The 12845-nt window shown below is 59.7% G+C and carries 11 protein-coding genes and 1 pseudogene; 10 read left to right on the top strand and 2 right to left on the bottom strand.

The window, feature by feature from the left end; all coding sequences use genetic code 11:
* Positions 1-107 precede the first annotated feature (107 nt).
* The 9 genes and pseudogenes from HNQ59_RS00935 to HNQ59_RS00900 all read left to right on the top strand — a co-directional run bounded on the left by HNQ59_RS00935 (position 108) and on the right by HNQ59_RS00900 (position 9903).
* Positions 108-1916 carry an acyclic terpene utilization AtuA family protein gene (locus HNQ59_RS00935; RefSeq protein WP_184033892.1) on the top strand — a complete coding sequence of 603 codons (1809 nt, stop codon included), beginning with the start codon at positions 108-110 and terminating at the stop codon, positions 1914-1916.
* The gene (locus tag HNQ59_RS00930; protein ID WP_184033889.1) at positions 1907-3517 is read left to right on the top strand and encodes an acyl-CoA carboxylase subunit beta; all 1611 of its coding nucleotides are present in this window, start codon (positions 1907-1909) and stop codon (positions 3515-3517) included. Before HNQ59_RS00935 ends, HNQ59_RS00930 begins: the two co-directional genes overlap by 10 nt.
* 13 nt (positions 3518-3530) lie before the next feature.
* Positions 3531-4691, top strand: a complete 1161-nt coding sequence (locus HNQ59_RS00925) for an acyl-CoA dehydrogenase family protein (RefSeq protein ID WP_184033886.1) — start codon at positions 3531-3533, stop codon at positions 4689-4691.
* 11 nt (positions 4692-4702) lie between these two features.
* Positions 4703-5506 carry an enoyl-CoA hydratase/isomerase family protein gene (locus HNQ59_RS00920; RefSeq protein ID WP_281397151.1) on the top strand — a complete coding sequence of 268 codons (804 nt, stop codon included), beginning with the start codon at positions 4703-4705 and terminating at the stop codon, positions 5504-5506.
* Positions 5499-5546, top strand: a pseudogene (locus HNQ59_RS19960) (hypothetical protein); the annotation flags it as partial. The gene HNQ59_RS00920 and the pseudogene HNQ59_RS19960, both read left to right, overlap by 8 nt.
* Entirely contained in the window at positions 5527-7458 is a 1932-nt protein-coding gene (locus HNQ59_RS00915) for an acetyl/propionyl/methylcrotonyl-CoA carboxylase subunit alpha (RefSeq protein WP_425491308.1), read from the top strand. The pseudogene HNQ59_RS19960 and the gene HNQ59_RS00915, both read left to right, overlap by 20 nt.
* A gap of 85 nt (positions 7459-7543) precedes the next feature.
* Positions 7544-7942 carry a hypothetical protein gene (locus tag HNQ59_RS00910; RefSeq protein WP_184033880.1) on the top strand — a complete coding sequence of 133 codons (399 nt, stop codon included), beginning with the start codon at positions 7544-7546 and terminating at the stop codon, positions 7940-7942.
* Positions 7943-8086: 144 nt separating this feature from the next.
* Complete coding sequence (locus HNQ59_RS00905; protein WP_184033877.1) at positions 8087-8458, top strand: lysozyme inhibitor LprI family protein; 372 nt, start codon at positions 8087-8089, stop codon at positions 8456-8458.
* A gap of 599 nt (positions 8459-9057) precedes the next feature.
* Positions 9058-9903, top strand: a complete 846-nt coding sequence (locus HNQ59_RS00900; RefSeq protein WP_184033875.1) for a hypothetical protein — start codon at positions 9058-9060, stop codon at positions 9901-9903.
* A gap of 126 nt (positions 9904-10029) precedes the next feature.
* Here the strand turns inward: HNQ59_RS00900 and HNQ59_RS00895 are convergent, their stop codons facing one another.
* Complete coding sequence (locus HNQ59_RS00895) at positions 10030-10986, bottom strand: diguanylate cyclase domain-containing protein (protein WP_184033872.1); 957 nt, start codon at positions 10984-10986, stop codon at positions 10030-10032.
* Positions 10987-11248: 262 nt separating this feature from the next.
* On the opposite strand from HNQ59_RS00895, the gene HNQ59_RS00890 reads away from it, so the two are divergent.
* Positions 11249-12049 carry a TIGR00266 family protein gene (locus tag HNQ59_RS00890; RefSeq protein ID WP_184034137.1) on the top strand — a complete coding sequence of 267 codons (801 nt, stop codon included), beginning with the start codon at positions 11249-11251 and terminating at the stop codon, positions 12047-12049.
* A 221-nt stretch (positions 12050-12270) separates the two neighbouring features.
* Here HNQ59_RS00890 and HNQ59_RS00885 read toward each other — a convergent pair whose 3' ends face one another.
* The gene (locus HNQ59_RS00885) at positions 12271-12822 is read right to left on the bottom strand and encodes a hypothetical protein (protein WP_184033870.1); all 552 of its coding nucleotides are present in this window, start codon (positions 12820-12822) and stop codon (positions 12271-12273) included.
* Positions 12823-12845: the final 23 nt, after the last annotated feature.

Below are 12845 nucleotides of genomic sequence, written 5' to 3'. Positions count from 1 at the left end.
TGAGAACGGGTCTGGTGGCTATTGTGCCGAATTCTGACGGATTTTGATATTTATTAAATCAAGCGATTGAATTATATTGAGCGAAATCGCCCGTTCAAGGAGAGGCAATGGAGGAGAGAGTCGTCAAGATCGGCTGTGCAAGCGGCTTTTGGGGGGATACCCAAACTGCGGCGGCTCAGCTGGTGCGATTGGCCGAGCTGGATTACCTGGTGTTCGATTACCTGGCCGAGGTGACGTTGTCGATCATGGCGGCGGCCAAGGTAAAGGATTCGAGCCTGGGTTACGCGCCTGACTTCGTGGACAACGTGTTGCCGCCGTTGTTGCCACAGCTGGCGGCCAAAGGCATCAAGGTGATCAGCAATGCAGGTGGGGTGAATCCGCTGGCTTGCCGGGATCGATTGCAAGCCGCCATCGATGCCGCAGGTCTGACGCTGAGCGTGGCGGTGGTGCAGGGGGATGACCTGATGCCACAGTTGGATGCGTTGCAAGCCGCTGATGTCAAGGAGTGGCAGACCGGCGCACCGCTGCCGACCAGCCCCTTGACCGCCAACGCCTATCTGGGTGCGACGCCGATTGCCGCTGCTCTGGCTGCCGGGGCCGATATCGTGATCACTGGCCGGGTGGTGGATAGCGCCCTGGTGCTGGGCCCATTGCTGCATGCGTTCAATTGGTCGCTGCATGATTATGACAAGCTGGCGCAGGGCTCATTGGCCGGGCACATCATCGAGTGTGGGGCGCAGTGCTGTGGTGGCAATTTCACCGATTGGCAGACTGTGCCGGGGTTTGATCAGATGGGCTTCCCGCTGGTCGAGGTCGCTGCGGATGGCTGCTTTGTCGTGACCAAACCAGCAGGCACGGGTGGGCTGGTCAGTGTGCCGACCGTCGCAGAACAGGTGGTCTATGAGGTGGGCGATCCGCAGGCCTATCTGTTGCCAGATGTGACTTGCGATTTCAGCCAAGTGCAATTGACCCAGATCGGTGACAACCGTGTGGCAGTACAAGGCGCGCGGGGCAGGCCGCCCACTCATCAATATAAAGCATGCCTGACCTGGCAGGATGGCCACCGGCTGACTGCCTGCTGTGTGCTGGCAGGCCGGCAGGCGGTAGCCAAGGCGCGATCAGTAGCTGATCACCTGATCAGCAAGGCACAAGCCTTGTTGGCGCAGCGGAAGCTGCCGCCGTTTACTGCAACCCGGATCGAGATCCTGGGTGCCGAGGCCAGCTATGGCCACCATGCTCGTTGTGACGACACGCGGGAAGTGGTGTTGCGCCTTACCGTGACCCATCCCTTGAAACCCGCATTGCAATTCTTCGGGGGGGAAATCGCTCAGGCAGCGACCGGGATGGCACCAGGGTTGGTCAGCCTGCTGGGCGGGCGGCCCAAGCCGTCACCGGTGATCAAGCTGTTCGCCTGCCTGATTCCCCAGGCGCTGGTGGCCCAGTCGGTGCATATTGGCGGACAGGTGATCAGGGTGCCCTTACCGACGCTCCCGGCGATTGAGCCGATACCGATGGATGCAAAGTTGATCACCCCACCCCATCCGGTGAACGAACATGGGCTGATCAGCGTGCCGTTGATCCAGCTGGCCTGGGCTCGTAGCGGCGACAAAGGCGATGATGCCAACATTGGGGTCATTGCCCGCCACCCTGAGATCCTGCCTTGGCTGCATCAGGCATTGACCCCCACAGCAGTGCAGGCTTGGTTCCAGCATGTGCTGGATCACCCGCAAAGCCGTGTCGAGTGCTATGCCTGGCCAGGGCTGCATGCGTTGAATCTGGTGCTGCGCCATGCGCTGGGTGGTGGTGGCATGGCCAGCTTGCGGGTGGATGCACAAGGCAAGGCATTTGCCCAGCAGCTGCTGGACATGCCGATCCCGATTCCACCGCGATTGTTGGAAAGGCTGCCATGTCAGTGATCCAGAGCCAGATCGATACCAGTGGGCCAGCCTTTGCCGCCAATCGTGCCGCCATGCAGGGCATGCTGGATCAGTTGCAGGCGATTCGCGAGCGGCAAGGGCGGCTGGTGCAGGCGGAAAAGCCCAGATTCGACCAGCGTGGCCAATTATTGCCGCCAGAGCGGGTGCAGCGGCTGCTCGACCCTGGCTCCCCGTTCATCGAGTTGATGGGGCTGGCGGGCTACCAGATGCACGATGACAAGGACGGCACCGAAGCCGGCGGGGGCATTATTGCTGGGATCGGTTATGTGAGCGGGGTGCGGTGCCTGGTCTATGCCAATAACAGTGCCATCAAGGGTGGCACCATATCGCCAGCGGGGTTGCGAAAGACATTGCGCCTGCAACAAATTGCACTTGAAAACGCACTGCCCATGATCATGTTGACCGAAAGTGGCGGGGCCAATCTGCATCACGCCGCCGATGTATTTGTGGAAGGTGCGCGCGCCTTTGCCAATCAGGCGCGGCTGTCTGCGGCCGGCATTCCGCAGATCTCTGTGGTACATGGCAACGCTACGGCGGGTGGGGCGTATCAGCCGGGTCTGTCGGACTACGTGATCGTGGTGCGTCAACGGGCCAAGCTGTTCCTGGCCGGGCCACCATTGCTGCTGGCTGCTACTGGTGAGGTGGCGACGGATGAGGAGCTGGGCGGGGCGGAAATGCACGCAGGCCTGGCGGGCACCGCTGAGTATCTGGCCGAGGATGATGCCGATGCCATCCGCTATGTGCGGCAACTGATGGCGCATCTTGGCTGGTCTGCAGCCGAGTCAGGGCACCCCCATTATCATGAGCCGCGATATGACCCGTCCGAGCTGCTCGGGCTTGTGCCCGCCGACCCCAAGGAGCCATATGACGTGCGGGATGTGATCGCACGGCTGGTGGATGACTCCGAGTTCCTCGATTTCAAGTCGGTGTTCGATCAGCAGACCGTGTGTGGTTGGGCCGCCCTGGCCGGACATCGTATCGGCATCATCGGCAACAATGGCCCGATCACGCCACAAGGCGCGGCCAAAGCGGCGCAATTCATCCAGCTGTGCGACCAGACCGGTCGCCCGTTGTTGTTTCTACACAATACCACTGGCTTTATGGTGGGGAAGGAGGCCGAGCAGGGCGGGGTGATCAAACATGGCGCCAAATTGTTGCAAGCTGTGGCCAATGCCCATGTGCCCAAGCTGTCATTGGTCATCGGGGGCTCGTATGGCGCAGGTAACTATGCGATGTGTGGCCGTGGGCTCGATCCACGTTTCATCTTCGCCTGGCCCAACAGCCGCACTGCCGTCATGGGCGGGGTGCAGGCTGGCAAGGTGCTGCGCATCGTGGCCGAGCAGAAACAGCGCAGGGCAGGCATCACACCCGACCCCGCCAGCCTGGATGCCCTGGAGCAGACCACCGCACAAGGGCTGGAGGCGCAATCCACCGCCCTGTATGGCACAGCCAGGTTGTGGGATGACGGGCTGATCGACCCGCGTGACTCCCGCACCTTATTGATGTTGTTGTTGGATCTGATTGCCACTGCTGGCAAGCGGCCCTTGCACCCCAACCATTTCGGCGTTGCCCGATTCTGACCCGGAGCCTTCCATGCAATTGACCCCCGAACACGAGCAGATGCGCCGCACCGCGCTGCAGTTTGTCGAGAAGGAAATCAACCCCCATGCCGACGAGTGGGAGCGTGCTGGCTGTTTCCCGGCACACGAGCTGTTCCGCAAACTGGGTGAGCTGGGGTTATTGGGCATCCATAAACCCATCGAGAATGGTGGCCTGGGGTTGGATGTGTCGTACAACCTGGTGGTGGCCGAGGCCCTCGGCTGGTCGGCTTGTGGGGGGGTGCCACTGGCGATCGGTGTGCAGACGGATATGGCAACGCCCGCCCTGGCGCGCTTTGGCAGCAAGGCATTGCGTGAAGCCTTTCTGACCCCGGCGATCCGAGGGGACTACGTGGCCAGCATTGCCGTGTCCGAGACGCACGCTGGCTCTGATGTGGCGGCCATCAAAACCACGGCCCGTAAGGATGGGGACGACTATGTGATCGACGGCAGCAAGATGTGGATCACCAACGCCTTGCAGGCGGATTTCTTTTGTGTGCTGGCCAATACCAGCGACGGCCATCGCCACGCCAACAAATCCCTGATCATTGTGCCAGCCAGCAGCAAGGGCATCAGTTTTTCCAAGCCGCTCGACAAGCTGGGCATGCGGGCGTCGGACACCGCCCAGGTGTTCTTCGATGGGGTGCGGGTGCCACAACGCTATCGCATTGGTGAAGAAAACGCAGGTTTCATGATGCAGATGCTGCAGTTCCAGGAAGAGCGCCTGTTCGGTGCTGCCAATTGCATCGGCTGCATCGAGCGCTGCCTGCGGCTCACCACCGATTACGCCCGCCAGCGGCAGGTATTCGGCATGCCATTGCTGGACAACCAGACCGTGCATTTCCGGCTGGCCGAATTGCGGACCGAGCTGGAAGCCTTGCGGGCGCTGACCTGGCAAGCATGCGAGCAGCACATTGCCGGGCAGGATGTCACCATGCTGGCTTCCATGGCCAAACTCAAGGCGGGTCGCCTGGTGCGCGAGGTGGCGGACAGTTGCCTGCAGCTCTGGGGTGGGCAGGGGTATATGTGGGACAACCCTGCTTCGCAGCTGTATCGCGATGGCCGTCTGGCTTCGATCGGCGGGGGAGCTGATGAGGTCATGCTCGGCATCATCTGCAAACTCAGCGGCACCTTGCCCGGCAAACGCCCGCAGTGATGGAGATGGACATGGTTTTTGAGACATTGCAACTGGCCCGCCAAGGCGGTCTGGTTCAGGTGACATTGAATCGTCCGGCACAGCGCAATGCCATGAGCCTGCAGATGGTGGCAGAACTGTCGCGCCTGTGGAGCTGCCTGGCAAGCGATGCCGAGGCACGGGTCGTGGTATTGCAAGGGGCGGGTGGACATTTCTGTGCCGGGGGCGATGTCCGCGACATGGCCGGTCTGCGCCACCAACTTGCCTCGGATTCGCAAGCAGCGGTACGTTTCAATCGCCAATTCGGGCAGATGCTGCAACAGGCGGCGGCCCTGCCACAGGTGTTGGTCGCAGTGCTGCAAGGTGCGGTGCTGGGGGGCGGGCTTGGTTTGGCTTGCGTGGCCGATATCGTGCTGGCGCATGCCGATTGCCAGCTCGGCATGCCCGAAACCGGCCTGGGGCTGATTCCAGCGCAGATCGCACCCTTCGTTGCCCAGCGCATTGGTTTGTCGCAGGCCCGCTGGCTGGCGTTGAGCGGGCAGCGTATCGATGGACGCCGCGCCTTGTCGCTGGGGCTGGTGCAACAGATCCAACCATCCGATACCGCGCTGACTGGCGCATTGGCGGAACTGCTGGCCCAGCTGGCCCGCACCGCACCCTTGGTCACCCGCCAGACCAAACGGCTGATGCAGGCCATGCCTGGGATGGCGCTGGATGCGTTGCTGGATGAGGCAGCCAGCTGCTTTAGCGAGGCAATGCAAGGGGCCGAGGCGGCAGAGGGCGCAGCGGCTTTCATCGACAAACGCGTGCCCAGCTGGGTGGAGACCTGGCCATGACACGCCCCTTCCGCCGCTTGTTGATCGCCAATCGAGGTGAAATCGCCTGCCGCCTCATTGCCACCGCCCATCAGCTGGGCTATCACACCATCGCGGTGTTTTCCGATGCTGACCAGCATGCCCGCCATGTCAGGCTGGCAGATGAAGCGGTGCGCCTGGGGCCACCTGCGGTAGGGGAGAGCTATCTGTCGATTCCCCGCCTGCTGGCTGCCTGCCAGCAAAGTGGTGCGGAGGCAGTGCACCCAGGCTATGGGTTTCTCTCGGAAAACGCGCTATTTGCACAGGCCATATTGGCGGCTGGGTTGGTGTGGGTTGGCCCATCGCCAGCTGCGATGCAGTTGATGGGCAACAAACGGCAGGCCAAGCTTGCGATGCTGGCTGCGGGCGTGCCCTGTGTGCCTGGCTATGCGGGTGAGGATCAGTCTGACCGGGCGCTGGCCCAGGCCGCGAGCGAGATCGGCTACCCGCTGATGATCAAGGCGGTAGCTGGGGGTGGGGGGCGAGGCATGCGGCTGGTCAATCAACCCATGGCGTTGGAAGACGCCGTGCATCGCGCCCGAAGCGAAGCACGACACGCATTTGGCAGCGATGAGCTGATTTTGGAAAAAGCGGTGGTGCATCCCCGACATGTTGAGTTCCAGATCCTGGCGGACACTCATGGCCAGGTGCTGCATCTCGGCGAGCGTGAATGCTCGGTGCAGCGGCGCCATCAGAAGGTGATCGAGGAGAGCCCCTGCCCAGTGATGACCCACGCCCTGCGTGAGCGCATGGGGGCGGCAGCTGTGGCGGCGGCCAGCGCATGCGGGTATGTGGGGGCAGGCACGGTGGAGTTCCTGCTGGGTGCCGATCAACAGTTCTATTTTCTGGAGATGAACACCCGCCTGCAGGTCGAGCATCCGGTCACCGAGCTGGTCACCGGGCTGGATCTGGTCGCTTGGCAGCTGCGGGTGGCTCAGGGCGAGCGGCTGCCTTGGCAGCAGTCGGACATGACGCCACGCGGGCATGCCATCGAGGTGCGGCTCTATGCCGAAGATCCGGCACAAGGCTTTTTGCCGCAAACCGGGCCGGTCATCCATTGGCGGGTGCCATCTTCGATCCGGATCGATCATGGCATCCAGACTGGCGATCAGATCACCCCCTTTTATGACCCGATGCTGGCCAAGCTGATTACCCATGGCGATACTCGGGCTGATGCGGTGCGTGCCATGGCCCGTGCGCTGTCACAGACCACTCTGCTCGGTGTGGTGCACAACCAGCGTTTCCTGCAAGAGTTGATCGATCATCCAGCGTTCATGGCTGGCGAAACCCATACCGGCTTCATCGACCAATATCAGGCTGATTTGCCCAGCCTGTCTGCGCAGTGCATCGACTTCGACAGCTTGGCGCTGGCGGCGGCATTGCTGCAACAGGTTCACTCACAGCGTGTCGGAGACTGGGGGCGTCAACAGCTGGGAGAGCAACCTCGTGTGTTGAGGGTGGGCGAGCGCACCCATGAGGTGATCGTCGAAACCGCCGGGGCCGCACTGACGGTGAGTGATGCGCAGCTGCCTGGGCAGGCTCAGACGCTAGTGCTGCTGCAGACCGATGCGCATCACTGCGAATATCTGCAAGGGGTGCGTCGGCTCAAGGCTGCATTTGCCATGTTGCATGGGCAACTGCTGTTGCAGACCTGCAGTGGGGCCTGGCAAGTGGCAGACGTGACCCATGCGCCGCCTATCCGTCAGACCGGTGCGGGGAGCGGTATCGTCCTCGCGCCCATGGACGGTGCGATTGTCGATGTGCGTGTCCAGACCGGGGATCGGGTCGAAGCCGGTCAATTGTTGATGGTGCTGGAGGCCATGAAAATGGAGCATCGGCTGACCGCCGACTGTGCTGGCATCGTGAACACCCTGCTAGCTGGCAAAGGGCAACAGGTCAAGCGTCGGCAACAATTGGCCATCATCGGATCGTGATGGCGCGGCTGGTATTCGGGCTGCACGGCAGGCAATCAATACTATAAAAAAGTATGCATGGCACATTGGCAGGCGAGGGGGCGATATGGCTTACACCACCATCAAGGGTTGGCTGTCAGTACCTGCCAATCGGCTGGCGGAGGCCACAGCCATTCTGGATGACCACCAGGCGATGGCCGACAGAGCAGGCATCGGGCGCGACCTGGCAGCGTCGTATCGGTCGGGTTGGCTACTGCAGACCCATCCGATCAATGGTGCCTGCCTCGCTTTTTATGGTGCAGAAATCAAAACAACGGCGCTGCCGTTGATCGAAGCCCAAGTAAGCGCGCTGGCCCAGTTGGAATTCCAAGAGACGGAGGCTGGCGTGCTGGTCGAGACAGACGGCTATTTCCACCTTGATCAAGACACCCAGGGAGAGCGTGCCCGGCTGGCATGGCTGGTCAGGGATGGTGAGGTGTTGAAAATGACGCGGCCATTCGAGTAGCAGGCATCACCGCTTGCCAGCAGGTTGTGTCCCACACGGTCAGCCACCTGATGGGGGCACGCTGCCGGCGTCCTTGTAAGCGCATTTGCGCGGACCGGTCATCGACATCATAATCCATCGCTTTGCCAACCAAGGGATCTCAACATGAAACCATACCTTGCCATGCTCGCACTGGCATTACCCGCCCTGGCATTCGCCAACTCGAATTGTGACAAACCCATCAATGACTTCGATGGGCTCTACTGCCTGAACAAAGTCTACGGCGAGGCTGACAAGGAGCTGAACGAACGCTACAAAGAGCTGGTCGGCCTGCTCGACAGCCAAGGTAAGACTACGCTTAAGCAAGGCCAGCTCGCATGGATGAAAAAACGCAATAGCCAATGCTCACGCCGCGAAGGTGACGATTTCTTCGTCAACCTCGACTGCGCCACCAACCAGACCATCGATCGCGCCCAGTTCCTGCAAAGCCGCATTCGGGAATGCAAAAGCTCGGGTTGCTTGAACAGCAAGCTCTGACAGCTTTACCCGACGGACATACTGGCACGCTCCCGTTGACTTGTGGGGCTGCCAGGAATCGCCATGTCTATCCAGCCCACCCTGTATTGCCCCTCCTCTTCAATAGCCAGGTCGGTTCCCGATTGTCAGGGCACGGCCAGGGCATCCGATTCCATCACCCATTATTTCCTGCGTCTGCCGCACGCTAGGTGAATTCCATCGCAATGGCATAGAAGCGCTTCCGCTTGCCGAGCCGCAACGGCATGGGGACGCGCTCCGTGCTGTAAACAGGGCTCCGCTTGTCACTCTGTCTTTCTGTCAGTTAAATGCCAGCCTGTCAGTATGAGTGATCTTGCATTTTTTTGGATTGATTTTGATGTTTTATATTCGAAATTTGAATTATATATTTTTGTTTTAAATGAACAAATATAGAGTTTTTATGAAATGAACTTTTGATTTATATTTAATATTCGGAATATTATAATTTGTTGCAAATCGTATATGAATGTGGATACTTGCGGGCGACTTGCCTCCCTGTGAGCAGAAACCATATGGATTGGACGATAAGCCCAGGAGGCATTGGAAACGTCATTTAATGTCTCTGAGATGAGGAATTGAACATGCATGAAAATATCCGCCCCTGGGCTGAGCTGCGTCAACGCTCCAATTTGCAACGCCTTTGTATGGCGGTTTCAGCTTCGTTGTTCGTTTTAAGTGCGCCCATAGCCCAAGCTGGCGCAGTCGTGCTGTACAACCAGAATTTCGAAAAACCGGTAGGGTTTGTGGATAACGGTGGTGATGTCAATGCCCTTAGTTCGGTCAACCAGCTTTATCCCAATCAACCCCAGGGCTTTACGTTCGCACAGCAATTCACCGTCGAGACGCTGCGTGTAGGCGGCACTCAGGCCTGGGCGGCGGCTCAGGGCGGCAAGGGTGGATTCAAAGACCCGCAAGGTATTGCGGGCAGTTATGTGTTGGGGATGCTTTCTTCACGTCAGGATGACTTGCTCGGTTTGGCTTTCAATGTTGGCAACAATCATTTTCTGAATTTCAGACTGAATATTTCGAGCATAGATCTCAACGCACATGGCGGCCCGTTCGTCCCTACCGGCGGACAAGCACCGGTGTTCCGACTATCACTGTTCGATAATCCTAGCGGCCAGGCTGGCATTGGCGGTGGAAAGCTGCTGGACTCTGAAGACATTACGGGGCTCGTTGCGCCCAATAAATGGACTTTCAATTGGTCTGAGCTGACTGTGGCGCTCGATGCCATAGGTAATACCAACGGCAATGTGCTCTTGCAGATCGATCTCCTGAAGGGGGGCTATGCAGCGCTCGACAATCTGCGTATTGCGGCTTCCAATGAGGCTGGCAATGTGGGTACGGTGAATGAGCCAGCACCGCTGCTGCTGGCAGCGCTGGGCCTTGCTGCGCTTGGGTGGCAGCGGCGCCGGAAGATTGCTTGACGCCGTACCTGTCATATGGCGGGTGAAACCATTCACCCTGCCGATGCCGCCCACTGAGATTGCTGGCCAACATGGCAAGTGACAACAGTAGGTGGCCCGAGGCCCAAAGAACCCGTGCTGTCCCCCTCAGGACGGGTTCAACATGCAGATCTCCTGCTCCTGGCGCTGACTGATGAATGCGTAGGTATTCTTCCCGCTTTGCTTGGCTTTGTACATGGCCAAGTCCACTGCCTTGTGCAGCGGCTCTACCTCGCTGCCGTCCAGTGGGAACAGCGCGATGCCGATGCTGGCGCCCAGGGTGATCGGGACGCCTGCGAAATCGACCGGCAGGTTGATCCGATCGATCAGGCGTTTGGCGAGCATGGCGATGTCGTCCTGGTGATCGGTTTGCTCCAAAAGGATGGCGAATTTGTCATGGCCGATCCGAGCGACCGTGTCGGTCTTGCGCAGCACGGTCAGCAGCCGGGCGCCGATTTCACGCAGGGCCAACTCGGTGGCATCGTCACCGAAGCGCTCGTGGATCTGTTTGAAGTCATCGAGATCAAGCAACATCAACGCCAACTTGAAGAGGTCACGGCGCGCACGATAGATGGCATGGCTCAGGCGGTCATCGAACAGAAAGCGATTGGGTAGACCGGTGATCGGATCGAGGCCGCCATGTTGGCGGTCGGTGACCAGGGCGTTGTGGCGGGCCGCACGCGGGTGGTTGATCTGGAGCCAGCGGGCCTTGGCCAGCAGCAGATCGGTCTGCACCGGCAGCGTCAGTATGTCGTCGAAGCCCGCCTGGATCAGCTCGCCAGGGGCCAGTGATGGCTCAGTCAATGCGACAACCAGGGGTTGCGGGTAGGAGGCCGACGGGCGCAGGTGGGTCAAGGCCTCTGGCCAGTTGGCTGACTGTTGATCCGGGGCGACCAGGATCAGATCAGGCAGATGCTGCTGCGCCAATTCGTGCGCCAATGATAGCTGTTCGGTGTAACGCGCCTGGTGGCCGTGCTGGCTCAACAGGTCGGCCAGCGGTTTGGCGATGTTGTGGCCAGCCAGGATCAGGGTGGAGAGCGCAGTGGTGCCTCGGTTGATGGACATGTTCGGGAGCCCGCGTGTTGATTGTGCTGGTGCCATTATAGGCGCGGTTTTGTGAAAAGTTGTCACCGGAAAAAACCAGCCAAGATGATTGCACGGCAAGCCAGCTGCGTGGCCCTTGGACTGAAAACGGTTTTGTTGCACACTCTGTAGCTTGTCTGCCGAAGGAGGCTGGAATCGATCGAGATCCTTGCCTACCGCTTAGCAGAGCCCGGTTCAGGAATCGATTCCGACAGGTTTGATTGAAAAGGAGGGTTGTATGGCTATGGCTATGGATGTGATCGACTACCAAATATTCGGCGACGACATGCAGTATGTCGAGGTGGAGCTGGACCCCGGCGAGGCGGCGATTGGCGAGCCTGGCGTAATGATGTACATGGAAGATGGCGTCGAGATGGACACCATTTTCGGTGATGGCTCGCAACAACAGAGCGGCTTCATGGGGAAATTGCTGGGTGCGGGCAAGCGTTTGTTGACGGGTGAATCGTTGTTCACCACGGTCTTTCACAATGAAGGGCATGGCAAGCGTCGCGTGGCGTTCGCTGCGCCTTACCCTGGCAAGATCATTCCAGTGCATCTGCCGGATGTGGGTGGCACGCTGATCTGCCAGAAGGATTCATTCCTGTGTGCGGCCAAGGGCGTGTCGATGGGCATCGCCTTTCAGCGCAAGCTGGGCGCGGGGCTGTTCGGCGGCGAGGGGTTCATCATGCAGAAGCTGGAAGGCGATGGCTTGGCTTTTGTGCATGCGGGCGGCACCATCTGCGAGCGTCAGCTGGCGCCGGGTGAGCGGTTGCGGATCGATACCGGTTGCGTAGTGGCTTTCCAGCCGACCGTCGATTTCGATATCCAGTTCGTTGGCAAGGTCAAGAGTGCGCTGTTTGGCGGAGAAGGACTGTTCTTTGCCACATTGACTGGCCCTGGCAAAGTCTGGTTGCAATCGTTGCCGTTGTCCAAGCTGGCAAACCGCATTGTCATGGCGGCACCGGCGGCAGGTGGTACCAGTCAGGACCAGGGCTCGGTGTTGGGGAGTGGTGCTTTGAGTGGGATCTTTGGCGGAGATGATTGAACGGGCCTGTGCCGTATGACTGGGCCGAGATCAGGCAAAGCCTGGGTACGCCCTGAATCCATCCAGATATAGGTGGTGGGGTGCGTACCCGAGCTGGTGGCTGGGTGGTGGATGAACGGGGGCGCTTGTTGCTAACCCACCACTCGGACCATGATCCACCGACCAACCAAAACAGAAAAGCCGACTTGAGTCGGCTTTTCTATTGATGTCAGCTCAATACCTTATCTTGGCAGGCACAGCTCACCAATATAGGCACCCCAATTGCCAAGGTAGTTACCAAAGGCATAGATGTGGCCGCTGGCGCCATTGAACCTTCCTGTGCCGCCCACCAGCAGGATCTGCTCGGACAGGCCTTTCGCCCCCATCACACCTGCATCTGCACCGTACAGTGCGTCATTGCCGGATTTGATGATGGTGCGGCCTGTGAAGAAGCGGCGGGTGTAAGGAATAGGGCTGGTGCCATCGGGTACTGGCGGCACCTGCTGCTCATTGGCGCTACCAGGTGTCATGGTGTGGCCTTGATCGGCACCGAACACCGTTTCAACGGTCAGGCCGGAAAAACCCTTGCCCAGGCCGGTGACGGTGGTCCGGTGGCAGGTGTTGGGTGCCTTCAGGAAGGCATTGCCAGGGTATTCGGTGGCGACTTGGCAGGTGGGGTCCATATCCAAGCGGAGCGCGCCGACGAGTGGGTAGCAGCGATCAGCAGCCTGGGCGGCGAACGTGGTGGCGGTCAGGAGTACGGCGGTGAGCAGTTTGAGTTGGGTGGTTTTCATAATGTTGCGGTGACCTCGATAAA

The sequence above is a fragment of the Chitinivorax tropicus genome, assembly GCF_014202905.1.
GTDB classification, from domain to species: Bacteria; Pseudomonadota; Gammaproteobacteria; order Burkholderiales; family SCOH01; genus Chitinivorax; species Chitinivorax tropicus.
The sequence above is the reverse complement of the archived record's forward strand: the minus strand, read 5'-3'. Positions and strand labels throughout refer to the sequence as shown.